19 protein-coding genes and 1 pseudogene are annotated in these 26,832 nt (G+C 65.6%); 7 read left to right on the top strand and 13 right to left on the bottom strand.

Annotated features, from left to right (window positions below; translation table 11 throughout):
- Positions 1–2: 2 nt before the first annotated feature.
- From addB to tsaE, 4 genes are read right to left on the bottom strand one after another with little or no spacing between them, the layout of a single operon-like run.
- Complete coding sequence (gene addB / locus ACODSP_RS13185) at positions 3–3,026, bottom strand: double-strand break repair protein AddB (protein ID WP_488966032.1); 3,024 nt, start codon at positions 3,024–3,026, stop codon at positions 3–5.
- Positions 3,026–3,766, bottom strand: coding sequence for a nucleotidyltransferase family protein (locus ACODSP_RS13180; RefSeq protein WP_488966031.1), 741 nt, complete (start codon positions 3,764–3,766; stop codon positions 3,026–3,028). Before ACODSP_RS13180 ends, addB begins: the two co-directional genes overlap by 1 nt.
- 21 nt (positions 3,767–3,787) lie before the next feature.
- Positions 3,788–4,792: an aminoglycoside phosphotransferase family protein gene (locus ACODSP_RS13175; protein ID WP_488966030.1), complete on the bottom strand. Its 1,005-nt coding sequence runs from the start codon at positions 4,790–4,792 to the stop codon at positions 3,788–3,790.
- A 2-nt stretch (positions 4,793–4,794) separates the two neighbouring features.
- Positions 4,795–5,247 carry a tRNA (adenosine(37)-N6)-threonylcarbamoyltransferase complex ATPase subunit type 1 TsaE gene (gene tsaE / locus ACODSP_RS13170; RefSeq protein ID WP_488966029.1) on the bottom strand — a complete coding sequence of 151 codons (453 nt, stop codon included), beginning with the start codon at positions 5,245–5,247 and terminating at the stop codon, positions 4,795–4,797.
- A 162-nt stretch (positions 5,248–5,409) separates the two neighbouring features.
- Between tsaE and ACODSP_RS13165 the strand changes: the two genes are divergently transcribed.
- A complete protein-coding gene (locus tag ACODSP_RS13165) occupies positions 5,410–6,429 on the top strand; it encodes an NAD(P)/FAD-dependent oxidoreductase (protein ID WP_488966028.1) in 1,020 nt (339 codons plus the stop codon).
- Positions 6,430–6,555: 126 nt separating this feature from the next.
- Here ACODSP_RS13165 and ACODSP_RS13160 read toward each other — a convergent pair whose 3' ends face one another.
- From ACODSP_RS13160 to ACODSP_RS13150, 3 genes are all read right to left on the bottom strand, one after another.
- On the bottom strand, positions 6,556–9,417 hold the full coding sequence (locus ACODSP_RS13160; protein ID WP_488966027.1) for an ATP-dependent DNA helicase: 2,862 nt from the start codon (positions 9,415–9,417) through the stop codon (positions 6,556–6,558).
- A 63-nt stretch (positions 9,418–9,480) separates the two neighbouring features.
- The gene (locus tag ACODSP_RS13155; protein ID WP_488966026.1) at positions 9,481–10,215 is read right to left on the bottom strand and encodes an SGNH/GDSL hydrolase family protein; all 735 of its coding nucleotides are present in this window, start codon (positions 10,213–10,215) and stop codon (positions 9,481–9,483) included.
- Between the two features lie 217 nt (positions 10,216–10,432).
- Positions 10,433–12,121 carry a methyl-accepting chemotaxis protein gene (locus ACODSP_RS13150; protein ID WP_488966025.1) on the bottom strand — a complete coding sequence of 563 codons (1,689 nt, stop codon included), beginning with the start codon at positions 12,119–12,121 and terminating at the stop codon, positions 10,433–10,435.
- Positions 12,122–12,245: 124 nt separating this feature from the next.
- Between ACODSP_RS13150 and ACODSP_RS13145 the strand changes: the two genes are divergently transcribed.
- Positions 12,246–12,503 (top strand): hypothetical protein, encoded by a 258-nt coding sequence (locus ACODSP_RS13145; protein ID WP_488966024.1) that lies wholly within the window; start codon positions 12,246–12,248, stop codon positions 12,501–12,503.
- A 161-nt stretch (positions 12,504–12,664) separates the two neighbouring features.
- On the opposite strand, the pseudogene ACODSP_RS13140 reads toward ACODSP_RS13145, so the two are convergent.
- A pseudogene (locus tag ACODSP_RS13140) lies at positions 12,665–13,207 on the bottom strand (HNH endonuclease); the annotation flags it as partial.
- A gap of 314 nt (positions 13,208–13,521) precedes the next feature.
- Between ACODSP_RS13140 and gluQRS the strand changes: the two are divergent.
- The 5 genes from gluQRS (at position 13,522) to ACODSP_RS13115 (ending at position 18,963) form a co-directional block, all read left to right on the top strand.
- The gene (gluQRS, locus tag ACODSP_RS13135) at positions 13,522–14,412 is read left to right on the top strand and encodes a tRNA glutamyl-Q(34) synthetase GluQRS (RefSeq protein WP_488966023.1); all 891 of its coding nucleotides are present in this window, start codon (positions 13,522–13,524) and stop codon (positions 14,410–14,412) included.
- A 143-nt stretch (positions 14,413–14,555) separates the two neighbouring features.
- On the top strand, positions 14,556–15,047 hold the full coding sequence (locus ACODSP_RS13130) for a hypothetical protein (RefSeq protein ID WP_488966022.1): 492 nt from the start codon (positions 14,556–14,558) through the stop codon (positions 15,045–15,047).
- Between the two features lie 73 nt (positions 15,048–15,120).
- A complete protein-coding gene (locus tag ACODSP_RS13125) occupies positions 15,121–15,888 on the top strand; it encodes a MerR family transcriptional regulator (RefSeq protein WP_488966021.1) in 768 nt (255 codons plus the stop codon).
- A 246-nt stretch (positions 15,889–16,134) separates the two neighbouring features.
- Positions 16,135–17,799: a methyl-accepting chemotaxis protein gene (locus ACODSP_RS13120; protein WP_488966020.1), complete on the top strand. Its 1,665-nt coding sequence runs from the start codon at positions 16,135–16,137 to the stop codon at positions 17,797–17,799.
- A 102-nt stretch (positions 17,800–17,901) separates the two neighbouring features.
- Positions 17,902–18,963: a translation initiation factor eIF-2B alpha/beta/delta subunit family protein gene (locus ACODSP_RS13115; RefSeq protein ID WP_488966019.1), complete on the top strand. Its 1,062-nt coding sequence runs from the start codon at positions 17,902–17,904 to the stop codon at positions 18,961–18,963.
- Positions 18,964–19,123: 160 nt separating this feature from the next.
- Here ACODSP_RS13115 and ACODSP_RS13110 read toward each other — a convergent pair whose 3' ends face one another.
- From ACODSP_RS13110 to nusA, 5 genes are all read right to left on the bottom strand, one after another.
- On the bottom strand, positions 19,124–19,315 hold the full coding sequence (locus ACODSP_RS13110; protein WP_102112231.1) for a YbdD/YjiX family protein: 192 nt from the start codon (positions 19,313–19,315) through the stop codon (positions 19,124–19,126).
- Positions 19,316–19,317: 2 nt separating this feature from the next.
- The gene (locus ACODSP_RS13105; protein ID WP_488966018.1) at positions 19,318–21,396 is read right to left on the bottom strand and encodes a carbon starvation CstA family protein; all 2,079 of its coding nucleotides are present in this window, start codon (positions 21,394–21,396) and stop codon (positions 19,318–19,320) included.
- Between the two features lie 308 nt (positions 21,397–21,704).
- Complete coding sequence (gene infB, locus ACODSP_RS13100) at positions 21,705–24,533, bottom strand: translation initiation factor IF-2 (protein ID WP_488966017.1); 2,829 nt, start codon at positions 24,531–24,533, stop codon at positions 21,705–21,707.
- A gap of 49 nt (positions 24,534–24,582) precedes the next feature.
- A complete protein-coding gene (locus tag ACODSP_RS13095) occupies positions 24,583–25,281 on the bottom strand; it encodes an RNA-binding protein (RefSeq protein WP_488966016.1) in 699 nt (232 codons plus the stop codon).
- Positions 25,282–25,328: 47 nt separating this feature from the next.
- The gene (gene nusA / locus ACODSP_RS13090) at positions 25,329–26,825 is read right to left on the bottom strand and encodes a transcription termination factor NusA (protein ID WP_488966015.1); all 1,497 of its coding nucleotides are present in this window, start codon (positions 26,823–26,825) and stop codon (positions 25,329–25,331) included.
- Between the last annotated feature and the right edge of the window lie 7 nt (positions 26,826–26,832).

The following is a 26,832-nucleotide window of genomic DNA, read 5'->3' as shown; positions in this document are numbered from 1 at the left end:
CATTACCCCTCTGCCTCTCCCCCGCCGCCGGCGGACCATTCCTTGATCCGGGCCAGATGGGCGTAGTCGGTATATTTGGGCGCCCAGGCGGGGCGCGGCTGGCTGTGATAGGGCATGTCGGGATTATCGAACTGGTGGATCAGATCCAGCAGGCCTTCGCGCGCTTCCACCGCCAGGGCCGCCGGGTCTTCCTTCAGCAGCTGGATGGTGCCGGCGGGATCGCCGCCCGACAGGCGCCAATATTCCAACCCATCCACGGGGGCGGCTTTCAGATGCTCAAACCCGCCGCCGCTGGCGATCAGCGCCTCCAGCGGCAATTGCGGGGCTTTGCCGAGGCGCACTTCCTTGCCCGTGGGCGGGGTGCCGGTCTTGTAATCGATCAGGACCAAGCCGCCGGTTGCTGTGCGGTCGATGCGGTCGGCCTTGGCCGTCAGGATGAAGTCGCCGCCGGGACCGGAAAGGGTGACGCGGCCCGTCACCTCGGTCGCCAGCGGCTTGACGGTCCGCCGCCGCTCCGTCTCCTGCGCCACGAACCATTCCGCCACCCGCTCAAAACGCGGCCACCAGAAGGCGGCAACGCCCGGTTGGTCCAGCAAATCCCCGAATGCCCCGCGCCCGATGGCGATCAACTCGCCCAGCGGGTCCGGCGGCAGCGTGTCGGGATATTGGCGGACGAACAGGTCCAGCGCCTTATGGATGATCTCCCCCCGCTCCGCCGCCCCCGGATCGGCATCGATGGGGTCCAGCGCCTTGAGATTGAGGATCTTGCGCGCATAGATGGCGTAGGGGTCGCGCATCCAGGTCTCGATCTGCGTGACGGACAAGCTCCGGGGCCGTGCCCCGACCGGCGGCGTCGGGGCCGGGGCGGGACAGGGCCGCACCTGCGCCGGGCGATCCAGCGCCTGCCACAGGCCGCGCCAGTAATCGCCATCCGCCTCAATCCGCCCGCGCAGGCCCGCCTTGTCCAGCACCGTATCCAGGCGCAAAAGCCAGCGCGACGGCACCGTCGGCGTGCCCTCCACCCGTTCCGACCGGGTCAGGTACAGGGTCTTCGCGCCGCACGAGGTGGCGAAATCATGGGCGGCCTGTCCCACCATGCGTTCAGGCGCGGGCAGGCCGAAATCCCGGCGCATGGGGCGCGACATCCAGGGGTCGGGCGGCGGGGCGGGGGGCCATGTCCCCTCGTTCAGCCCCGCCAGGACCATCACGTCAAACTGCTGCAACCGGGCCTCCATCAGACCCAGAACATGCAGGCGCGGATGCAGGCCGAAGGCCGACCGCACGGCCTTGCCGGCGATCAGCACCTCCATCAGGCCGGCATAATCCTTGCCGCCCAGCGGCGGGTAGCCGTCCGCCGCATCGCGCAACTCATCAATGAAGGTGGCGGCGGCCTCGCCATCCTTGTCACGCCACAGCCGGTCGGCACCTTTCTCCCCTGTGAGCGCTGCCAGCGCCTCCGCCGCACCGACATGCAGGCGCAGCCAGTCGGACAGGGGCCGTTCCGTTCCATCCGCGACAGCGGCACAAAGCGTGCCCAGCATCCTGTCCAGTCGATCGACAAGGCGCAGCAAATCCTCGGTTATGGCGGGATTGGCGATGCGCCCACGCTCTTCGGCCCCCTTGGCGGATGCCGCTTGGATCGCCTGACGTAATCCCACCAGTCCTGCGAGCGGACGGGGTCCGCGCAGGATGGCGGTTTCCAGTAACCGCGCCTGACGCCGCAGTTTGCCGGGTTCCCAACCGGCCCCCGCCATCGGGTGTTTCAGCAGCGACAGCAGCGGGATGGGCGCGCCCTGCACCGCGTTATCCATGATCAGGCGCAGATAGGACCCGACGGGCGTCTGGGCCAGAGGGCGGCCCGCACTGTCATCGACGCGGATGTCCCAGCGGCGCAGCTCGGTGGCCACGCGGCGGGCCAGATTGCGGTCGGGCGTGACCAGGGCCGCCGTCTGCCCCGGCATTTCCAGCGCCTGACGCAGGATCAGGGCGATGATCCCTGCCTCTTCCTGCGGCGTTGCGGCATCGATGCGCGTCAGGCCGGACAGGGCGGTGGGGTCCAGCGCCCCCAGATCGCGCCAGGCCTCCGTCGTGCCGGCGGGACGCAATGCCTCTGCAATCAGGGCCGTACGGGCGGGCGGGCAGGATGGGGCGACGCCGACAGCAAGCGGCCAGTCCGGCACCTGATCCCGCGTCACGCCGATCCGGTCGATCAGTTGTTTCAGGCCGAATTGCGGGTGGGCATCGTCCAGCGCCGCCCAGGTCGCGTCATCGCATTCGCGGTCCAGCCCCGGCAGCACCACGGAACCCGTGGGCAGGCGCGCAATGGTGGCCAGCAGTTCGGCGGTGGCGGGGATGGAACCGGTGGAGCCGGCGGCGATGATCGGGTGCGTGGGGGGGGCCGCGCGCAGGGCCGCCGCATAGGCCAGCAGGCGGTTATTGCGTTCCTGCGCCGGGTCCACGGCCCCTTCGGCGGCCAGGATGGCGGGCCATTGATCGACGATGATCGACAGGAAGGACAGGGTCACCTGCCAATGTTCGGCATAATCATCAGGGACCAGACTGTGCAGCCGGTCGAACCCCACCCCTTCCGTCTGCGTCTGGTCCAGCAGCTTGGCCAGTTCACGGGCCAGGCGTGCCGCCTGTGCGCGCGTTTTGGCAAAACGGTCGCCGGCGGCGGCAATGGCGCGGGCCAGCAGCAATTGCCGCCGCAGGGGGGCGATAGCGGGGGGCAGGTCCAGGCCGCCGGCCTTGCCCGTCACCCCATCCATCATCAGCGATACCTCGTCCCCATCGACATCGCCCAGCGGGGCCATGCGGGGCAGCAGGATGGGCCGCCCACCCGACAGGCGCAAAAACGCCTCCCGCAGCGACCGGACGGCGCGCGCGGTGGGCAGCAGCACCGTGAACCGGTTCAGCGCCAGCGCATCCCCGCCCGCCTGTTCCCACAGACCCGCCGCCAGCGCATCGACAAAGGGCAGGTTGGGCGCCAGGGTGAAAACGCTGGCCGGCGGCGGGGTATGGGACATCAGGGCACGACCTCGCGGCTGGCCGGGGCCTGCAAATGACCATCGACCAGGGGCACGGCGCCCGGCGTGCCGACATGGTACCAGTTGCCCTCATGCCGGACACCGAACAGGCGGCCCGCCGCTTCCGCCCGCTGCCACAGCAGCAGGTTGGAGAAGGCACCGTCGGGCGTGTCGGTGAACTGTGACGCCGTCATGATCGAGACGCCGGCCATCACAAAGGGCGAAACCTCCAGGTCCGGGCGCTGCGACAGGCGGCCATCGGGGTCCATCAGGTAATCGCCCCGCCCGTCATAGCCGATGGCGCTGGGCGTCGGGGTGACCAGCAGCAAACTGTCCATCAGGTCGGGATTCCAGGCACCGGCCAGCCGCTTCAGCGCCGGCACCGGCCCATCCAGCCAGACGATATCGGCATTGACCACAAAGAACGGATCGTCACCCAGCAGCGGCAGGGCATGCTTCACACCGCCGCCGGTTTCCAGCTGGGTCTCTTCGCGCGACAGGGTCAGCTTCAGGTTCCGGCGCGGGTTCGCCTCGAGGTGGGCGGCGATCTTGTCGGCCAGCCAATGGGCATTCACTACCGCTTCTTCCACGCCGACGGCTTCCAGCCGGTCCAGCGCGTGATCCAGCATGGTGCGGCCGCCGACAGCCACCAGCGGCTTGGGCGTTTCCAACGTGATCGGACGCATGCGCAGGCCCAGACCCGCCGCCAGCACCATCGCCCGCTTGGGCATGAAGGACATCGAATTGTACTCCAACTTTAGTCATCGCCCCAGAATATGGGCCACAGCCCCATCTTGGGGCAAATGTTGATCCGTGAAACTTTGTAACGGCGACAAAAGCGGATGCGCGATGGCCATCCGGAACTGTCCCCAGACGCGGGACAGGAAGGCCAGCTGCTTGGCCTTGCCCCCGCCCGCCGCCAGTTGTGCCACACGGCCCAGGATGCGGGCATGACGCATGGCCCCCATCACGGCGTAACTGGCCAGGAAGGCATCACGCGACAGGCCCGGCATGGACGCCAGATAGCGGTCGATCATCGCCGCCTGGATATCGTCCGGCACATCGCGCCGTGCATCCTGCAAAAGCGACAGAAGATCGTAACTGACCGGCCCGATCCCGCCATCCTGCACATCCAGCAGGCCACAGGCCCGCACGCCCGTGCGGTTCAGCCGCATCAGGTTGCCGGGGTGATAATCGCGCAGCAGCAGACTGTCGGGCACGATACCCAGCACTTGGGTCAGCACGGTCACCCAGGCCTCATCCAGCGCCCGCCGTCCCGCCGGGGTCAACGGATTGCCCGCCGCCTCCAGATAGGCATCGCCGAACAGCGCCACCTGTTTAGTAAACAGGGACAGGTCATAGCGCTGCACATCCGGGGCGGTGCCGGGATCAAAGCGCTGGTGCAGATGCGACAGGACATCGGTCGCAACACCGTAAAGCGGCCAGGGATCATCACCGCGTTCCAGCAGGGTAGCGAAACTATCATCCCCGAAATCTTCCAGCAGCAGAAGGCCCTGCCCCTGATCCTCCGCAAAGATCGCCGGTGCCGACAAATCCACATCGCGCAGCAGGCTGCACAGGCGCACGAAGGGCGGCACCTGTCCCGCCCCATCACCCGCCGCATCCATCAGGATGGCCCTGGCCCCATCGCCCCGCATCAGCCGTTCATAGCGGCGGGTGGACCAATCGGCTCCCATGGCGACCCGCCTCGCATCGCCCCAGCCGGCCTTGGCCAGGAAGGAGATAATCACGTCTTCACGAACCATACTCATATCCCCGCCACGCGTTCTGCCCATGTCCCATGGCCCGTAATGACCACCTGCCGCGCCGTCGGCCCGTCCAGCGTCAGTTGCACATCCAGCCGGTCACGCGGCAGCAGCGGGCCCAGCCGTTCCGACCATTCGACCAGGGCGCAGGCGTCGCGCGCCTCCTCCCACCCCAGTTCCACCACCTCCCCCGGATCGGTCAGGCGATAAAGGTCGAAATGCCAGATGGGCGGCGTCAAGTGCTCATAGGTCTGGACCAGGGTGAAGGTCGGGCTTGGCACCTCCTCCGCCTCATCCCCCGCCAGATGCCGGATCAGGAACCGGGCCAGCGCCGTCTTGCCGGCGCCCAGGTCACCGCGCAGGGTCACCACGTCGCCGGCCCGCAGATGCGGGGCCAGACGTGCCGCCAGCGCCTTGGTCGCGGTCTCATCGGCAAGGGAAAGGGTCAGGGTCATTCGAAGAGGCTTTCCAGGATCATGACCCCAGACTCCGACAAAAGACCCCCGCACCGCAAGGGGTGACGCAATCCCGCATCCGCGCATCCGCACTTGCCATCGCGCGCGAAACGCGGCACCAAACCCGCCAGTCGTGATGTCCGCCCGATGGGGAGCGTTTGCATGTCGTCCGAGAACAGCCATTCCACCGATGTCGTCATTATCGGCGCAGGTCCCGTGGGCCTGTTTGCCGTGTTTGAATGCGGCATGTTGAAGATGCGCACCCATGTGGTGGACGCGCTCGACATGGTGGGCGGGCAGTGCGCGGCGCTGTACCCGGAAAAGCCGATCTATGACATTCCGGCCCACCCTTCCATTGATGGCGCCGACCTGATCGACAAGCTGGCCGAACAGGCCGCCCCCTTCAACCCCACCTACCATCTGGGACAGCAGGTCACCACCCTGACCCGCACCGATACCGGCTGGCGCGTGGGTACCGACAAGGGCACCGTGATCGACGCCAAGGCCGTGATCATTGCGGCGGGCGTGGGTGCCTTCGGCCCCAACAAGCCGCCGCTGGACGGTCTGGAGGCCTATGAAGGCACCGGCATCTTCTATCTGGTGAAGCGCCGCCAAGATTTCGCAGGCAAGCGCATCGTCATTGCCGGCGGCGGCGACAGCGCCGTGGACTGGGCCAATTCCCTGTCGGAAGTGGCCGCCCATGTCATGGTAGTCCACCGCCGCCCCAAATTCCGCGCCGCCCCGGAAAGCGTGTCCCGCCTGGACGCGCTGGTCAAGGAAGGCAAGGTGGAGATGGTGGTGCCGTACCAGCTTTCGGGCCTGGAAGGGGCCGATGGAAAGCTGACGGGTGTGCGCGTTGCCGATCTGGATGATAATGAAAAGGTACTGGAGGCGGATATTCTGCTGCCCTTCTTTGGTCTGGCCATGAATCTCGGCCCCATCGCCGATTGGGGCCTGGACATGGAAAAGGGCCATATCCTGGTCGACCAGCGTACCCTGGCCACGTCAGCCCCCGGCATCTTCGCCATCGGCGACATCGCGCACTATCCGGGCAAGCTGAAACTAATCTTGTGCGGTTTCAGCGAGGCGGCAATGGCAGCGCACGCGGTGCACGCGCTGGTGCATCCCGACCATGTGCTGCATTTCGAATATTCGACCAGCAAGGGTGTGCCGGGGGCGTGAGGGGGATAGCAGGGTATGTGTAGCGCGGATTAGGCGAAGCCGTAATCCGCGGGGCCCCCCAGCGTCGCTCCGCGGATTACGCTTCGCTAATCCGCGCTACGTCTTGACCATCCGACCGGCCCCCCGTCACACGGGGCGGTGCAAGAACCCCTTCGTCACCCGCACCGCCTCCGCCAGCCCGACCTTGCGCACCTCCACCCCGTCGGGGAAGGCGCCGATCAGGCGCGACGGCATCATCGGGTCCAGCAGGACGAACACGCCCTGGTCATCGGCGCGGCGGACCAGACGGCCAAAGGCCTGACGCAGGCGCAGGCGGGTGATCATGTCGTCAAAGCCGCGACGGCCCGCGATCTTGTCGAAATAATTCCGCCGCGCCTTGTGCAGGATATCGGGACGGGGCCAGGGCACACGGTCGAACACGATCAGGCGTAAGGACCGGCCCGGCACATCCACCCCGTCGCGCACGGCATCGGTGCCCAGCAGGCAGGCATCCTCCTCGCCGCGGAAAATATCCACCAGGGTGGGCACATCCATGCCGTCCAGATGCTGGGCCAGCAGGGGGATGCCGGCCTCTTCCAACGGTTCGGCGATGCGTTCATGGACCGCGCGCAACCGTTGAATGGCCGTGAACAGGCCCAGCCCACCGCCGCCCGCCGCCAGAAACAGTTCGCGATAGGCAGCGGCCACCTGCCCCAAATCATCCTTGCGCACGTCATTCACCACCAGCACGCGGGTCTGGCTGGAATAGTCGAACGGGCTGGGCACGGCGGCACGCAGAGCCACGCCCCCCATATGCACAGTACCGGTGCGCAGATGGGCCGCCTGCCAATCCTGCTCCACATCACCCGTGCCATCGGTCAGGGTGGCGCTGGTCAGGACCAGACCGTGGGCGACGGTGCCGACCGTGTCAGCAAAAGGGATGGTGGGGTCGACCCAGTGGCGATACATGCCCAGATCGAAATCCCGGCCCTCCACCCGCTCCACCCCGAACCAGTCGACGAATTTGCGCGGGGTTTCATCCTTCAGGCTTTGCAGCATCAGCCGCCAGCCATTCACCTCATTCTGCGCGCGGCGCTTGCAGGCCCGCGCCACACTATCCATGCGGCGGCGGGTTTCGGCCTCCAGCTCGTCGCTTTCCTCGTCCAGCATCTCCTTCAACCGGTCGGCCAGCTTTTCCAGCGGGGCGGCCAGTTTCAGGAGTGCCACATCCAGCTCCACGGCCAGATCAACCAGACCGTCCGCCACCGGCTTGCAGTCGGTTTCCAGGCTGTAGGGATTGTCCACGCCTTGCGCGCGGGCATAGACCTGGGCGCGCACGCCGGCCAGGAAGGCTTCCAGAGGGCCTTTCACCTCCCCGCCATGGATGCGCTGTGACCAAGCCTCCCCCGGCAGGATCTGGGCCGCTTGCTGGATTTCCTGCAGCAGTTCCAGGGACACCTTGTCGCCGCCGACCAGATCCTCCACCCGGCGGCGCAGGCCTCGTGCCCGGCTGCGGCCCGACACCTCGGCCCCCAGCAGCCAGCGCCGCAGCTCCGCCGCCTCCGCCGCCGTCAGATGCCCGGCAAAGGCATTGTCAGCGGCATCGAACACATGATGGCCCTCATCAAAGACATAGCGGGTGGGGACATAGGCATCGTCACCACCGCCCAGCGCCGCCTGCACCATGACCAGGGCATGGTTGGCCACCACGATGTCGGCCTTGCGCGCCCGCCTGACCGATTTCTCGATGAAGCAGCGCGAATAGTGGGAGCAGGCGTTATAGACGCATTCGCCGCGCCGGTCGGCCAGCCCCATCGTGCGGCCCTTGCCCAGGATATCGACCAGCCAGCCGGGGAAGTCACCACCCGCCATATCGCCATCGCGCGTGGCGGCGGCCCAGCGCGCCATCAGGCCGATGGCATTGGCATAGGCGGGCTGGGTATGGGCGATATTGGCCGCTTCCTCCAGGTTCAGCAGGCAGAGATAATTCTCCCGCCCCTTACGCACCACCACCCTTTTCGCCTTCACGGCGGGGTCGGGGTGCAGCCGGTCCAGTTCCTTGTCGATCTGCTGCTGCAGCTGCCTTGTGTAGGTGGAAATCCAGACTGGCCCGCTATTCTTCTCCGCCCAGACGGTGGCGGGGGCGAGGTAGCCCAGGGTCTTGCCCACGCCCGTCCCGGCCTCTGCCAGAACCACATTGGGCACGCCCTGTTCATCACGGGGGGTGAAGGCGCTGGAAACGGCGCTGGCATAATCGGCCTGCTGCGGGCGCGGTTCGGCCCCGGCCCCGCTGCCCACCAGTTCGGCCAGACGCCAGCGCGCCTCCGCCGGTTCCACGGGGATATGGCCGGGCGGTGGCTCCGGTGCCTCGGCCTGCCATTCCTTCAGCTGGTTCCAGACCATCAGGCCACGCCGCGCCCGCCCGTCGCCGGGACCATGCGGCAGGCCCAATGCCGCCATCACCGACGGTGCCCAGGACCAACCCGCCTGCCCCATGAACCAGCCGATGCCGGCGGCATCCGACAGTTCGCGCCGCTGCTTGCGCTTCTCCCCGTCCGGTTCCGGGCGGTTATTCTCCGCCAGTTCGGACAGCAGGGCACGGGCACTGTCGATCAGGGACAGGGCCTCGGCCTCCGGATCGGCGGGGACCGGCTGTCCCGTGACCTCGGCCAGCCCCTTGGGCGTGGGCAAACAGAAACGGGCGGGGCGGACAAAGGCGAAAAGTTCGAGGACGTCGAACGGATCGTTCATCCGCTCGGTGCGCAGCCGCCTTCCCACGGCGCGGGCATGGGCCAGAATCACGCTTTCATGGCGAAGGCGGTACGCCGCCTCGTCATGCGGGATCAGGTCCACCTCACCATCGGGCGTCACCCAGGTGACCCCGCGCGCGCCCACCACAATGGCCGGCGCATCCGGCAGCAGCAGGCGCGGGGGCGCCGTGCGCACAGATGACGGGGCATCTGGCGCCTTGTCAGTACCGGGCCGGCGGAAGGGGACAATCTCGCTCATGGCGGCGGAGTATAGGCAAGTCCCGCCGCCATGCATCAACAAAACAAGAACATCTCCAATCCGTCAGCGCGGCAGCATTCCATCCAGGGCAACGGCAACAGCGCTCATGCCCGCCATATTGGGGTGGTAGGGAGCCTTACCCGCCGAAACTGGAAACCCCTCCATCCAGGGTTCCGCCCCGCATACACCATGGTCGCGCGACAGTTTCGCCGCTGGTAGCACCAGGGCACCGGACTGTTTGGCCGCCAACCCCGTCAAATCACGCAGACGACGCTCAACCTCCCGCAACCGGTCGGCCTCCGCCGGGTCCAGCGGCGTTGCCGCGCAGGTGCCCGTGGGCGGCAGAACGGCGGGATATTCGACGAAGATCAGCAAGGCATTGGGTGCACGTTCACGCACTGCCGTTCCTATGCGGATCAGCGCCTCCGAAAGCTGCCGGAACTTCTCCTCCTCGGCCCAGGACGGGGTGCGACACTTCTCCGTTCCCGAACCGGCGTTGCGTGCCAGGGTCAGACAGGAGACGGAGAGCATGTTGCCGATATAGCCGACATCATTGCCGCCAATGGTGACCGTCACCAGCCGTGTGTCAGCGTCAACAGCGGCAATCTGCGCCGGCAGTTCTGCCCATCCGTCCAGAACAGCTCCTGTCGTCGCGCCGGAGCAGGTGACATCCGTCAGGACGAGACCACGCTTGGCCGCCAATTGTTGCGCGTAATTGCCGGCCGACCGTCCACACCGCGCCGGCGCGTCCGACACATAGGGCGGCAAACCGGGACCCGCCGCGAAGGAACTGCCCATCGCGACATATTTCGCACCGGCGGGAAGCGCAGCTTGCCGAGGAGCGGCGGCACACCCGGCCAGTGCAGAACTCAAAAGCAGCGTGAGCAGGCAACGGAACGGAGCAAAGCGCATCTTGGACACCGGTCAAAGGAGCAGTGACCGCATCGTGCCAGAGGAAAGGCCCGGCATCCAGAAACCGGATGCCGGGCTGTCCACAGACTGGAGCAAGGAACCGTTAGGCGGCCCGGATGCCGGACAGGAAGCTTTCCACCTGACTTTTCATCACGTCGGCCTGCTCACCCAGTTCACGGGCCGCACCCAGGACCTGGGTGGCGGAGGCACCCGTCTCTCCCGCGGCCTGGGTCACGCTGGCGATGTTGGAGGAAACCTCACGGGTGCCAAGGGCCGCCTGCTGCACGTTGCGGCTGATTTCCAAGGTGGTGGCGTTCTGCTGTTCCACGGCGGCGGAGATGGTGGCCATGGCTTCGTTGATCTGCGCGATGGTACCGGTGATGGAGCCGATGGCCCCAACCGCGTCGCCCGTCACGGCCTGCATCGACTGGATCTGCTGCGCAATCTCTTCGGTGGCCTTGGCCGTCTGGTTGGCCAGGCTCTTGACCTCCGACGCGACGACGGCAAAGCCCTTGCCCGCCTCCCCGGCGCGCGCCGCCTCGATGGTGGCGTTCAGGGCCAGCAGGTTGGTCTGGCTGGCGATCTCGCTGATCAACTGCACCACCGTCCCGATGCGCTGTGCGGCATCGGCCAGGGTCTGCACCGTGTCATTGGTACGGGCGGCCTGGCTGGCGGCATTGTCGGCGACCTGGGTCGAATGTACCACCTGACGGGAGATTTCCTGGATGGAGCTGGCCATTTCCTCCGCTGCCGACGCGACCGTCTGCACATTGGCGGCGGTCTGGTCGGCGGCGCTGGCGGTTGCGGTGGCCTGGGCGCGGGTTTCCTCGGCAATGGCGGTCATGCCCTGGGCCGTGGCATCCAGCTGGCTGGTGGCGCCGGCGACGCTGCCCAGGACGGCTGTCACCTCGGCGTCGAAGCGGGCGATCAGCCCCTCCACAACCTCTGTCCGGCGCAGCTTTGCCTCCTGCTCACGGGCCTGTTCAGCGGCCAGTTCATCGGCGCGGATAGCGTTCTGGCGGAACACTTCCAGCGCGCGGGCCATGCCGCCCACCTCGTCCTGACGGTCCAGCCCGTCGATATGAATGGTCTTGTCGCCACCGGCCAGCAGGCCCATCTGGCCGGTCATGGCGCGGATGGGCCGGGCGATGGCACCGGCCAGCGACAGGCCGGCCACGATGGCGATGATCAGCGACCCGACGGCCCCCGCAATGGTGGCGATATTGGCCGTGGAGAAAGCGTTGATCAGGCCGGCGCGACGGCTTTCCAGCAGGGTGCGCTCCACATTCTGTACTTCCTCCACCTTGGCACGGACGGCGTTCATGCGATTCTTGCCGATGCCGGATGCCGCAACAGCACGGGTTTCTTCCCGTGTCGCCGGGTCCTTCATACCGGCAATCATCGGTTCGGCAACCTCGCGGTTCCAGGCGTCGGACGCTTCCTTGATCTCCCGCAGGCGGGCCTGCTGTTCGGGATTGTCCTTGGTCAGTTCGCTGACGCGGGCGAAGCTGGCGTCAAAGTTCCGGATACCGTTCGTATAGGGCTCCAGAAAGCTGGCATCGGCGGTCAGCATATAGCCGCGCAGACCCGTTTCCTGATCCACCTTGGCCGTGGTCAGCTGACGCACCGTGCGCATCACCTCATAGGTATGGACGGTTTCGGCATTACCATGTTCGATGAAGGCCAGCTGTGCCCGGTTGATCGTGCCGACAGCGGCAGAGGTCAACACAAGGGCGCCGAAGGCGATCAGCAATTTGCGGGCAATCGAAAGGTCGCGCAGTTTGGTCAGCATACGATTTCTCCTGGCCACGGTCGATCCGGGCAAAGAAGGAACGAGACCATCCTTGACGAAGGATAGCGACGGAGAGTTTTTTGGAGAATTCAGGAAAGTAGTTTAACTATCTGATCAGAATAAAATGCCGACCCTCTTGATCAGTTGGATTTTAGATATAACTCAACCTCTTGATTTATTGATTTTCACCGCTGCTTTTCTGAAAGCATTGAAAGAAGCTGACTTAGAATTAATGCGTATGCGTCACACTTCAACCATCCAACTTGCCGGAAGGGGTGTAACTTTCGAGGTAGGACAAAGCCTATGCCACCCGGCAGCATCCGCACCGGCCTATAACGGAAGAAAGGCCCGCCGAAGCGGACCTTTCAACACCATCACATGAAGGCGGGATGGAAGGGGATGCTGGGCAATCCGGCGGCCCTTGCCAGCGCGTCAGCCCTGCTCCAGTTCGGCACCCCAATATTCGGCGCTGGTCATGGAGGCGGGGAAGGCGGCACCGGGCAAATCCTCACCCGGATCGGCTGCCACCTCGTCCCCGATATCATCGTAGGACAGGAAGTCGCGCCAGCTGTCATGCAGGAAAGTGGGCGGGAAATTGCGGCCATTTTCCTGCAGCTCGTACGCCGTGGGGGCGAACGGTTCCTGCATCGGGTGCATGCCGCACTGGCTGGGCATATGGCTGCCCTTGACCAGATTGCAGGCCGAGCAGGAGGTGACGACATTGTCCCAACTGGTGCGCCCGCCCCGACAGCGCGGGATGACATGGTCGAAGGTCAGTTCATGCGTGGGGAACCAGCGCCCGCAATACTGACAGGTGAACCGGTCGCGCAGGAACACGTTGAAGCGGGTGAAGGCGGGCCGGCGCGTGGCGGGCACATATTCCTTCAGCGAAATGACACTGGGCAACCGGATCGCCAGCTGTGGCGACCGGACCACGCGGTCATAGTGAGAGACGATGTTCACGCGGTCCAGGAACACGGCCTTGACCGCATCCTGCCATGACCAGAGCGAGAGCGGGAAATAGCTGAGCGGACGGAAATCCGCATTCAGCACCAAGGCAGGACACCCATCATAAGGTGGTGACAAGTTGCACCCCCAAGCGCCGTTCCGTCGGTGTTCCCGACCCCCGGAGCCCCGACTTCTTCCACCCGTCAGGACCCTTTCGGGACCGTCGGCATCGGGCGGCGGACAGGTTGGCGGCAGGCCGGAACGTCGGGCATCTTGATATAACGGCCCGACCCCTTCTGGCAACCCGCCCGGCATGCGTAATCCGCAATTATCACGCGCCTGCAATAGAAACGACACCCAAGCCCTTGTGGTCGCTTGGCTTGTGACCCGCCACCCATTGGGGGTATATGTCGTGAGAGCAGGGGCGCAGCCCCCATCCCCGGTGTCCACGCATGACTGAACCCGCCCTCCCCGTCATTACCCGATTCGCACCCAGCCCGACAGGCTTCCTGCATCTGGGGCATGTCCATTCCTGTCTGTTCGCCGTGAATGCCGCAAAACAGGCGGGCGGGCGTTTTCTGCTGCGGATTGAGGATATCGACCCCAACCGCTGCCGCCCGGAATATGAGGTGATGCTGAAGGAGGATCTGGCCTGGTTGGGCTGCCGGTGGGAGGAACCGGTACGGCGGCAGTCCGACCATATGGATGATTATGCAGCCGCGCTGGACCAGCTGGCGGCCTTGGGCGTCACCTATCCCTGCTTTTGTTCGCGCAAGGAGATCGCGGATGAGATTGCGCGGGCCGGCAATGCCCCGCATCTGGTGGCCATGGGGCCGGAGGGGCCGCTCTATCCCGGCATCTGCCGGCATGTGTCTCCAGATGTCGCGGCGGCCCGCGTGACAGCGGGGGAGCCGCACGCCATCCGCCTGGACGTGGCAAAGGCCGCCAGCCTGACCGGCCCCCTGACCTGGCATGACCGGGGGCGGGGGATCGTGACGGCGGACACGGGCCTGCTGGGCGATATCGTGCTGGCGCGGCGCGATGTCCGTACCTCTTATCACCTGTCGGTTACTGTCGATGATGCCATCCAGGGCGTGAGCTTGGTAACGCGTGGTGTGGACCTGTTCCATGCTACCCATGTCCATCGCCTGCTCCAGGCGCTGCTGTCCCTGCCTAAACCGGATTACCACCATCACGATCTACTGTTGAACGACCAGGGGGAACGCCTGTCCAAACGCGATGGCGCCACAGGTATCCGCACCCTGCGCGAGCAGGGGGTAACGGCGGAAGAAGTCCTGAAACGCGCCCAGGGTTGGCAACCGGGGAAACCGGAAACACCGTAAGGATAGGGACTTACCCCTTCCCTTCGCCCCAATATCTGCACAAGGATTGTTCAACAGGGAAATGGGTTTGAGGTGTGGGGATGACAGGGTAGATGCAATTTTAGGGATATTGTTAGCGAACATTGTGGTATGGAGACCATGCCATGCAAGATACGTCCATGCTCGACCATTACCGCCAACTTGTCCGTGATACGACGATCGACGACAGGACATTACTGTCGACAGATTACTTCAATCATTTCAATGAAGTGATCATGTTGCTGTCCATGTTGGGTGATATGCCCGACATGCTGGACGAGATCGTGGCCTGGACGCCCAAGACCTATCGTCAGCATTTCGAGGATTCGGGCCTGGCTTTCGCGCCACTGGCCATCGAAGCCTATGATCATGTGCCCATCGAGTTCCGGGCACCGTTCGACGATGCGATCAATGATATGAACAGCCTGATCGTGGAGGCGGTGGCCAACCTGTCGGCCATGCGCGACGATGCCGACATGCTGGGCTTTACCGCCGCCGATTACTGGCAGCGTTTGCAGGCCCTGGTCGATCGGGGCAGCGCCATCGTCCATGGCAGCGTGCAGAACAGCAACCCCGCCGTCACCATGGACCAAAGCGAGATCGACGATCTGTTTTAATTCCCCCCTTGACCCTGACGCCGCGTCATAGCCCAGCAAGAATGGGCGTGTGGAATATGGAGGGGACCAGGGGATGAGCCGTTATACCGTCAGCCAATTGTCGCGACTGGCCGGTGTGTCGGTGCGCACCCTGCACCATTACGATCATATCGGCCTGCTGCGCCCCGCCGTGACGGGGGAAAACGGCTACCGTTATTACGGGGCAGATGAACTGCTGCGCCTGCAACAGATCCTGCTGCACCGGGAACTGGGACTGCCGCTGGCCCGGATTGCCTGGGTGCTGGACGCCCCCGGCTTCGACCGGCTGGACACCCTGCGCGTCCAGCGGCGGCACCTGCTGGCCGAGGCGGAACGGTACCGTGCCCTGGTCACCACCATCGACCGCACCATCACCCTACTGGAAGGAAAAACCGTGATGGATGCCGAGACGTTGTACCAGGGGTTCAACCCCGAAAAACAGGCGGGATATGAGGATTGGCTGGTCGAGCGTCATGGCCCCGCCATGCGGGCCGATATCGGCCGTGCCAAACAGGCCATGGCCGGACTGGATCAGCCGGCGCACATGGCCGAACTGGCCACCGTGGAGGGGGCCATTGCCCAGGCGTTGCGGGACGGGATCGAGGCCGATGATCCCCGGCTTGACCCGATGCTGAACCGGCATCTGGATTGGGTAACGGCCAGTTGGGGCCGCCGCCCCGACGCCAATGCCTATGCGGGTCTGGCCGACATCTACCGCACGCATCCCGATTTCCGGGCGCGCTACGATACCCTGGCCCCGGGCTTGGCCGATTATCTGCCCGACGCGATGGAGGCCTTTGCCCTGCGGGTGCTGATCGGCTGACAGGGACTTGTCGGAAAGGGGCGTGCTGAAACCATCGGCACGCCCCTTATCGTGCCGCCGCACAGGTTCCAGAATGGCGATGGCCGGAAATAATCGGAACCCTATCCGTCAGGACCGCAATCGCCCCTTCCCCGATCCCCGGACCGGCGTATCCTCTCCTTTCAACTGCATATATCGGCCAGGACCTCCTTGGCCCAGCTTTCCCTTCCGTTTCGCGGCGTTTCGTCCAAAAAGGGAGCGGCATTGATGCGTCTTTCCATAAAGATTCTGGCCCCCGTGGCCATCCTGTCGCTGGTCGCCCTGGTCGTGACGGCCACGGCGCTGTGGTCCAAGGCGCGCGTCAATGGCGCGACGGAGGCGTTGAACCGGGCGAATGAGGCGGCACTGGCCGCGGGCGAACTGCGCTCCACCAGCCGCGCGTTGCAGCGCGACGCCCTGAACCTGATTTTCGAACCTGCCGATGGCCGGGCCGCCATCGCCACCCGGTTCGATAAAAGGCTGGCGACCATGGAAGAGGCGGTGGCCACCATGCGCACCCTGTCGCCGCCGGTGCCAGGCAGCGATCCTGCCGCCATCGCCGCCAGCCAGACCCCGGTGATCGCCGCCCTGCGGGACGTGCGGACCCTGGCCATGGAGGGCAAAAGTGCCGACGCCCATGCCCTGTTCCGGGATAAGGTGCGGAGCACCGAACGCACCGCATCCGAGCAGACCGATCCCTACATCACGACGCTGGAGAAGGCGGTCGCGGCCCTAACCGGCGAACTGCATGCGCTGGAGCGGCTGACCAGCTGGACCCTGTCGTTGACGGCGCTGCTGGGCACCCTGGGCGGTATCGGCCTGTCGCTGGTGGTGGCGCTGAAGGGCGTGACCTCGCCCCTGAACCGGTTGATCGGGGCCATGGGCCGGCTGGCTGCCAATGACCTGCAGGTCAAACTGGCCGATACTGACAGGCTGGACGAGATCGGGGAAATGGCCCGCGCGGTTGCCGTGTTCCGCGACGGGATGGAGCGGGCGGAACGGCTGGCCCGCGAACAGAAGGAAGCGGAGGCCGCGATGGCCACGCACCGGATCAACCGCGAACGTCTGATACAGGAATTCGTGGGACGGATGGAAGCGATCGTCACCGAACTGGCCGGCAATGCCGATGGTTTGCAGAACCAGGCCGGCGGGTTGCAGCGCGCCGCCACCACTGCCGCAGACCGCACCAGTGCCGCCGCCGAGGCATCGAACCGCACCAGCGCGAATGTGCAGACCGTGGCCGCCGCCACGGAGGAACTGGCCGCCTCCATCCGGGAGATCAGCCGGCAGGCAACACAGGTGGCAGCCCTGGCCGGCGAAGGGGCCGACGGCGCCCAGCGCACGGCCCGCGACATTGCCGATCTGGCCGATACGGTGGGCCAGATCGGGCAGATCGTAGACCTGATCGACGGGATCGCGGCCCAGACCAACCTACTGGCGCTGAATGCCACCATCGAGGCGGCGCGGGCTGGCGACGCGGGACGCGGCTTTGCCATCGTAGCGTCGGAGGTGAAGGCGCTGGCCAACCAGACAGCATCCGCGACGGAGGATATCAGGCGCCGGGTGGAGGGGGTGCAGAGTGCAACGCGTGGCTCCGTCGGGGCCATCGGCGGCATCGTCACCGCCATCGACCAGATCCGCAGCATGACGGGCGCCATCGCGGCAGCGGTGGAGGAACAGTCCGCCGCCACCGCCGAGATCACCCGCAATGTGCAGGCGGCAGCGGTCGGGACGGAGGATATCCGCCAGGATCTGGACGGTCTGGTCGGTGTTGCGGGCGAAACCGGGGAAACCTCCCGACAGGTCACCAGCACGGCCAATGGCGTGGCCGGACAGGCGGGCGACCTGCGCCGCAATGTTAGCGGTTTTGTTGAACAACTGTCCGCCGCTTAGCGGGGCAAAAATCGTCCCCCGTGCTTTCGGACAGGGTAAGGCAGCTTGACCCGCGCCGCGGCGGCGGTCCATGGTGGGTGCGCAAACGGAAACAGGAACCCCATGCCCGCTGCTGCCTCTCCACGCCGCTACATGCGACACCAGTCGATATGGCTGGCGGATGATGGCTGGGGCGTGGAGGTCATCGACCAGACCGGGCTGCCCGCGCAGTGCCAGATCCGCCGCGTCGCCTCTGTGGGCGAGGTGCTGGGCGCGATTGTTGGCGGCGTGGTACGGGGACCGGGCCTGATTTCCGTCCTGGCGGGTTACGGCCTGGCCCTGGCCGCACGGCGCGATCCCGACATTGTCCCCGTCATGACGGCCTGGCACGCGCTGGCCGCCACCGATCCCCGCTGCCCGCGCCTGCGCGGTGTCCTGGATCGGATGCGGGAGGTGCTGGATGTCACGCCGCCCGCCGAACGCGCCCACCGCGCCTATATGGAGGCTGATGCCATCGCGGCGGAGGAACTGGCCGGCAACCTTGCAATCGGTCGCCACGCCATGGGCATGCTGCGCCGAGTCGGTGCGGGTGGCGGCGACGGCAAGCCACAGACCCTGTTGCTGGCCGCCGAACCGGGTTGGCTGTCATCGGTGGGCTGGGGTGCTGCGTCCGCCGGCCTGTTTCTGGCACAAGAACAGGTGGATCTGCGCCGAGCCACGGGCGGCGTTCTGGGCGAGGATATCGCCCCGCCGCAAGTCGTCACCATCGGGCCACTGGCCGCGTGGGAGATGGTGGAGGCGGGCATTCCGCACAGCCCCTGCGACCTTGACGGCGCCCTGGACCTTGTCCGGCGCGGGGTGGTGGAGCGGCTGTTCGTGGCCGCCATCCGGGCCAGTGCGCGCGGCGACGTTCTGGTCCCCGCCGGCACGTGTGATCTGGCGCGGGCAGCCAAGGTCGCGGGCGCACCGCTGCATGTCTGTCTGCCCGCCGCCGCCATCAACTGGCAGGCGCTGGGGCCCGGCACCATCACGGCACCGGGCGCCGACATCCTGCCCTTGTCGCTGATCACCGGCTTCATCACCGATCGGGGGCCCGTGGCCGCAGAAGCCGACGCCCTGCTGGACCGCTTCCCCGACCACGAACCCATGTCGATCGGCGAACTACCCGCCGCCAATGACGCCTAGAGCGTGTTTCCGTTGGCCGGAAACACGCTCTAGGCTTTCGTATTCCTCAAGCGCCGGCGCGGCATCCGCCGCTTGGCTTACGCGGCACGTGCCGCGCGGCGGCAGTCGCCGCCCGAGCTGCTTCCGGTAAACCGAAAACAGCTCGGGTGACGACGCTGCGTCAGCAGCAACGGTTGACCCCGCTCCACCGCCGGTCCAACTCCGACAGGTAGAAGGCCTCCCGGTCCAGTGCCGGCTGGTCCGGGTGGCGCTCCCGATGGCGGGCCAGGTAAAGGTCATAGGCTGCGTCGCCCGACACTTCCCGCAGCACGGTCCAGGCCGTGCGCAGGAAATGGGCCGGTCCCGCCATCATGATCAATGCCCTCCCGCACCGGTCGGCTGCGGCAAGCTTGCCACATCGACATAGGGTGCCTCCAACAGGGCGGGTACCGTCTGACCCTGCACATGGCGCAGGGAGATGCGGGCCATCTCAATGATCATGACCCACAGCACGATGATGAAGAACACCGTCAGCCCGGCATCCAGCCGCTGATTGAAGATCAACTGCGGAGCGGATTCTAGCGCCTTGCCCGACAGCGACCCCGCCGCCAGCTTGCCCTCCAGCGCATTGGCCCCGGCCAGGAAGCCCACGCGCGGGTCGGGATCGAACAGTTTCAGCCAGGCGGCATAGGTGGTGGTGACAGCCAGGAAGGCCATGGGCAGCCCGGTGACCCAGGCATAGGCGGCCTTGCCCTTCTTCACGATGATGGTGGTGGCGATGGCCAGCGCCATGGCGGCCAGCATCTGGTTGGAGATGCCGAATAGCGGCCAGAGGATATTGATGCCGCCATAGGGATCAATGACCCCGATATAAAGGAAATACCCCCAGCTAGCCACGAACAGGGCCGAACAGACGATGGCCGGTCCCCGCGCCTTGGTGTCGCCCAGCGGTCGCCAGATATTGCCCAGCAGGTCCTGCAGCATGAAACGGCCCACGCGGGTGCCGGCATCCACCGCCGTCAGGATGAACAAGGCCTCGAACATGATGGCGAAATGGTACCAGAGCGCCAACAGGCTCTGCCCGAAGGCGCCCGCGAAGATCTGGGCCATGCCGACGGCCAGCGACGGCGCACCGCCGGTACGGGCCAACAGCGTTGTCTCCCCCATGGATGTCGCCAGTTCCTGCATATGCTCCGCCGTGACGGGGAAGCCCCAGGAAGTGATGGTGGCCGTCGCCGTTTCCAGCGTGGCACCGACAATGCCGGCACTGCTGTTGATGGCGAAATAGACGCCGGGGTCCAGCACGCAGGCCGCGATCAGGGCCATGACGCCGACAAAGCTTTCCATGGCCATGGAGCCATAGCCGACCAGCCGCAGATCCTTTTCGGACATGATCAGCTTGGGCGTGGTGCCGGCACTGATCAGCGCATGGAAGCCGGAAACAGCACCGCAGGCGATGGTGATGAACAGGAACGGATAAAGCCCGCCCGCCACCACGGGCCCGGTGCCGTCGGTGAACTGCGTCAAGGCCGGCATATGCAGTTCGGGCCGCAATATGACGACCGCGAAAGCCAGCAGCAGGATGGCCCCGATCTTGATGAAGGTGGAGATATAGTCACGCGGCGCCAGCAGCAGCCAGACCGGCATAATGGCCGCGAAGAAACCGTAGCCGATGACCATCAGGGCCAGCGCCGGCCCATCGAAATTGAACATCGGCCCCAGCACCGGGTCATGCGCCACCCAGCCACCGCCCACCGTGGCCAGCAGCAGCAGCGCCAGCCCGATCAGCGATCCTTCCAGCACCCGGCCCGGCCGGATACTGCGCATATAGATGCCAACCAGGATGGCGATGGGGATGGTCATGGCCACCGTGAAGGTGCCCCAGGGGCTATGCTTCATGGCATTGACGACGACCAGACCCAGCACGGCCACGATCAGCACCATGATCAGCAAGGTACCGACCAGGGCGGCCCCCCCGGCCACGGGTCCCAGCTCGTCCCGCGCCATCTGGCCCAGGGTACGGCCATCACGGCGGGTGGAGGCCCAGAGGACCACCATGTCCTGCACACAGCCACCGATAACGGCACCGGTCAGCAGCCATAACGTGCCCGGCAGATAGCCGAACTGCGCCGCCAGCGTCGGCCCGACCAGGGGACCGGCACCGGCAATGGCCGCGAAATGGTGACCGAAGGTGATCCAGCGATGGGTCGGCACATAGTCGCGCCCATCATTGATACGCAGGGCCGGCGTCGCCCGGCTGGGATCGGCCACCAGCACGCGGGTGACGATCCAGCCGGCATAAAGCCGGTAGGCGACGGTATAGATGCCAAAGGCCGCCGCGATGAACCACAGGGCATTGATCGTCTCCCCCCGGTGCAGGGCGATCCCACCCAGGCAAGCGGCACCGAAGACACCGATGACGATCCAGATCAGATTTTGGGCAAGTTTGGGCATTTATGATCTCCCAGACGCCGCGCGGGTCGCGGCTTTTCCTTCCACGTTTCCTATGAAACGCCGTGGAACAGGGAAAGGCCAGCAGAAGATGGAGATCAGGCTTTGCCCCGTGCTTGCCCTCGCCCTCCCTTGCCGCCCTCACCCTCACGCAAGCAGGCGAGGGGCGGAAACCTCTTCCCTCGCCCATGAAGGTGGGAGAGGGAGGGGCCCAAACGCGCCAGCGTTTGGGAGGGTGAGGGTAACCCCGAAAAAGAAAAAGGCCGGCACCATTGCTGGCACCGGCCTTTATCACATCACCCCAGACCCGATTACAGGACGCGGGCGATTTCTTCGATCTCGAAGGCTTCGATGGTGTCGCCTTCGCGGATGTCGTCGTAATTCTCGAAGGCCATACCGCATTCGAACCCTTCGCGCACTTCGCGGACTTCGTCCTTCATGCGCTTCAGGGTCTTCAGCGTACCCTCGTGGATCACGACATTGTCGCGCAGCAGACGGACCTTGGCGCCACGCTTGACGATGCCTTCGCTGACGCGGCAGCCCGCAACCTTGCCGACCTTGGTGATGTTGAAGACCTGCAGGATGTGCGCGTTGCCCAGGAACTTCTCCCGCAGCGTCGGCGACAGCATGCCGGTCAGCATCTGCTTAACATCATCAATGATGTTGTAGATGATCGAGTAGTAGCGAATTTCCACGCCGTCGCGCTTGGCCATGTCGCGGGCCTGCGGATTGGCGCGGACATTGAAGCCGACAACCAGACCCTTGGACGCGTTGGCCAGCGTGATGTCGCTTTCCGTGATGGCGCCCACACCGGACGTCAGCACGCGCACCTTCACCTCGGTATGCTCGGCTGTCAGCTTCTCCAGTGCACCGGAGATGGCTTCCACCGAACCCTGCACGTCGCCCTTGATGACGATGGGCAGTTCCTTGGCTTCGCCCGCCTGGATCTGCTTGAACATCTGTTCCAGCGAACCACGCCCAGACTTGGCGCTATCGGCTTCGCGCTTCTTGCGGGCACGGTATTCGGTGATTTCGCGGGCGCGGCTTTCGCTGTCGACCACGACCATCTCTTCACCGGCCAGCGGCACGCCGCCCAGGCCCAGCACCTCGACCGGCATGGCCGGCGGGGCGTCAGGCACATTGATGCCGCGATCATTGACCAGCGCGCGGACACGGCCCCATTCGGAACCGGCAACCACGATATCGCCGACCTTCACGGTACCGCGCTTCACCAGCACGGTGGCGACCGGACCACGGCCCTTGTCCAGCTTGGCCTCGACCACCACGCCATCGGCGGTGCGGCGCGGGTTGGCCTTCAGCTCCAGGATTTCGGCCTGCAGCAGGATGGCTTCTTCCAGCTTGTCCAGGTTGATGCCGGCCTTGGCCGACACTTCCACGTCCAGGACGTCGCCGCCCATGCCTTCCACGACCAGCTCATGCTGGAGCAGTTCCTGGCGGACACGGTCCGGCTTGGCCGAGGGCAGGTCGCACTTGTTGATGGCGACGATGATCGGCACACCCGCCGCCTTGGCGTGGCGGATGGCTTCGATCGTCTGCGGCATGACGCCGTCATCGGCGGCCACGACCAGCACCACAACGTCGGTGACGTTGGCACCACGGGCACGCATCTCGGTAAAGGCGGCGTGACCCGGCGTGTCGATGAAGGTGATCTTCGACCCGGACTTCAACTGCACCTGATAGGCGCCGATATGCTGCGTGATGCCACCGGCCTCACGGCCAGCAACGTCGGTCTTGCGCAGCGCGTCCAGCAGCGAGGTCTTGCCATGGTCGACGTGACCCATGACGGTGACGACGGGCGGACGGGACACCAGGTCCTCGGCCAGATCCTCGTTGCCCATCACGCCGATTTCGACGTCGCTCTCGGCGACGCGAACCGGACGGTGACCCAGCTCCTGCACGACCAGTTCAGCCGTATCGGCATCAATGGTCTGGGTGATGGTGGCCATCACGCCCATGCGCATCAGCGACTTCACAACATCGGCACCACGCTCGGCCATACGGTTGGCGAGATCGCCGACGGTGATGACTTCCGGGATGATGACGTCGCGGGTGACCTTCTGGGTCTCCTGACGGCCAAACTGGCGCAGACGCTCACGCTCACGGGCACGCTTGGCAGCGGCCATGGAACGACCACGACGGCCTTCCTCGTCCGACAGGGCCTGCGAGATGGTCATCTTGCCGCCGCGACGCTTGTCGTCGACCTTGGCCTTGACCGGGGCCGCGGGCACCTTGGCAGGCGCCTTGCCGGGACCGCCGGCCACCTTGGCACGGCGAGGACCATCCTCGTCCTCGAAATCGCCGGGACGCGGCGTCACACCCAAAGGCGGACGGGCGGCAGGCTGTTCCTGCGTGGTGTTTGCGGGGCGATTGCCGACCGGGCGTGCCGAACGGTCATCATCGGACGCCGCCGGAGCCGCGTGACGAGACCGGCTGGTTTCCGTACGGCTGGCGGCTTCGGCCTTGCGAGCGTCCTCCGCATCCTTGCGGCGGCGCTCGGCCTCGGCAGCGGCGGCCTTCTCAGCATCCTGGATGGCGCGCAGCTCTTCCAACTCGCGACGGCGGACCGTGTCCTCGTCCATCGGCTCCGACGCGCGGGCAGCGGCGTCGGCCTCTGCACGGGCGATGGCTTCGGCGCGGACGCGGGCCGCAGCTTCGGCGGCAACAGCCGCTTCAGCGTCGGCAATGGCGCGGGCTTCCGCCTCGGCTGCTTCCTGGATCGCGCGCTCGCCCTCAGCCTCGGCGGCGGAACGCAGGGCGCGGATGCGCGCCTCACGCTCGGCGTCGCTCAACTGCCGGGGAGCATTGCCACGCGGCTGCGGACCACGGCCACCGGCCGCACCCTCCGCAGCGCGCCGGGCGGCGGCACCACCATCGGCGACGCCGGGAATGGCACCCTTTTCGAAGGTCTTCTTGCGCTTGACCTCGACCGCCACTTCCTTGCCGCGTCCATGCGAGAAGCTCTGGCGCACGGTGCCTGACGCGCCTGCGCCGCCGCCTGCCGCTGCGGGCTGTGCAGGGGCCGCCTGCTTCGGCTTATTGGCCCCGCCCAGTCCAAGCGTCGGGCGACCACCCAGGGTCAGCACCTTTTTGTCGCGGTTTTGGTCGTTGGTATCGCTCATCCCTAATCCGACAGTAAGCCGTTGAAACCTAACACATCCGCCCAATGACTCAGGCGGCCGTTCCGCCAATGGCGGAAAGCCGTGCAACCTCGCGGCGGACCTGCTGTGCCAACGGACCCGCCGCCATCACCGCATGCACCGCCTCTTCCCGGCCCAGAGCAGCCCCCAGTTCCGACCGGTCGAAGGCATCGACCAGCGGCACACCCAGCGCCTGCGCCAAGGCATGCAGCTTGGTCCGACCATCGTCGGACCCGTCACACGCCTCTAACCACAACCCTACACTCTTTTGGCCCGCACCGCCCGCCCGGCCTATGAAACCGGAACGCAATGCAGCCTGTACCTTCTCGAAACCCGCGATGGCACCCCCGCCCTTGCGGGCGAGACCGATCAGACCGAGGGCCCGGCGGCGGATCAGCCGGCGCGTCAGCACCAGCAGGTCCGGCACGGGCTTCACGCCCTGGCGCGCAGCCTTGGCGAAAAGACCCTTATTCAGGGCCTTTTCGACCAATCCCACCTCAGCCGTCAACCAAAGCCCACGGCCGGGCAGGGTTTCGTCCACATCGGGAACCACCTGAAGCGACGGCCCCACAACGAAGCGGATCATGCCCGCCTTGTCCTGGACCTTTCCGCTGGCGATGCAGCGGCGCAGCGGGCTTTTACGGCCCCCCACGGCTTCAGGTTCATCGGCCTGGGCCTCGGCGTCGAGTTCCGGCGGATAGCCGGGCGTCGTATCTGTGCCGCTGCTCATGCCTTGCATTCCCAAATCACTCAAAACTAAAAACGGATCGGAAGGCCTCAGCCTTCCGCCCCTTCCTCGTCGGCGAACCAATGCGCACGGGCGGCCATGATCACCTCATTGGCTTCGTCCAGCGTCATCGCATCCTTGCCGATGATGTCCAGCAGTTCGTCACCGGCCAGATCGGCCAGATCGTCCAGCGTCTTGACACCCTTTTCACCCAGCTTGACCAGCATGGCCGGCGACAGCGCCTCGATATTGGCGACATCATCTTCCACGCCCAGTTCACGGCGCTTGGTTTCCAGGATTTCGTTCTGCTGTTCCAGGAAGGTGGCGGCGCGATTCTGCAGCTCGGCGGCCACATCCTCGTCGAACGCCTCGATCCGGGTCAGTTCGTCCAGGTCGACAAAGGCGATTTCCTCAACCGAGGTGAAGCCTTCGTTCACCAGCAGATGGGCGATCATATCGTCGACGTCCAGGGCCTCCATGAACAGGGCCGACCGCGACGAGAATTCCGTCTGGCGGCGCTCGCGCTCTTCGGCCTCGGTCATAATGTCGATGGTCCAGCCCGTCAGCTGCGACGCCAGACGGACATTCTGACCACGGCGACCAATGGCCAGCGACAACTGGTCATCGGGCACCACGACCTCGATCTTGTTGCCTTCATCATCCAGCACGACCTTGGCCACTTCGGCCGGGGCCAGTGCGTTCACGACGAAGGTGGCCGGATCGGGCTTCCAGGGAATGATGTCGATCTTCTCGCCCTGCAGCTCGCCCACCACGGCCTGAACGCGGGAACCGCGCATACCGACGCAGGCACCGACGGGGTCGATGGAGCTGTCCTTGGAGATGACGGCGATCTTGGCACGGCTGCCCGGATCACGGGCCACCGACTTGATCTCGATGATGCCATCATAGATTTCCGGCACTTCGGCCTTGAACAGGCCGGCCATGAACATCGGATGGGTACGCGACAGGAAGATCTGCGGCCCGCGCGGCTCCTTGCGCACATCATAGATGTAGGCGCGGACGCGGTCGCCGGTCTTGAAATGCTCTCTAGGCAGGCACTCGTCCCGGCGCAGCACGGCTTCCGCGCGGCCCAGATCGACGGTGACATTGCCATACTCGACGCGCTTGACCAGACCGTTCACGATCTCGCCCTTGCGGTCGATATATTCATTATACTGACGCTCGCGCTCGGCCTCGCGCACCTTCTGCACGATGACCTGCTTGGCGGTCTGGGCGGCGATGCGACCGAAATCGATGGGCGGCAGCGGGTCGACGATGAAATCGCCAAGCTGCGCCTTCGGGCTTTTGCGGCGCGCCTTGGCCAGCGTCACCTGTACGGCCTCATTCTCCACCTCTTCCACCACTTCCATGTGGCGGGTGAGCTGGATATCGCCCGTCTTGCGGTCGATCCGGGCGCGGATGTCGTGCTCGTGCCCATATTTGGAGCGGCCAGCCTTCTTGATGGCCTCCTCCATGGCTTCGAGCACATGCTCCTTGTCGATATTCTTCTCGCGGGCGACCGCGTCGGCTACTTGAAGCAGTTCCATCCTGGCG

Source organism: Niveispirillum sp. FG156 (genome assembly GCF_057809555.1).
The sequence above is the reverse complement of the archived record's forward strand: the minus strand, read 5'-3'. Positions and strand labels throughout refer to the sequence as shown.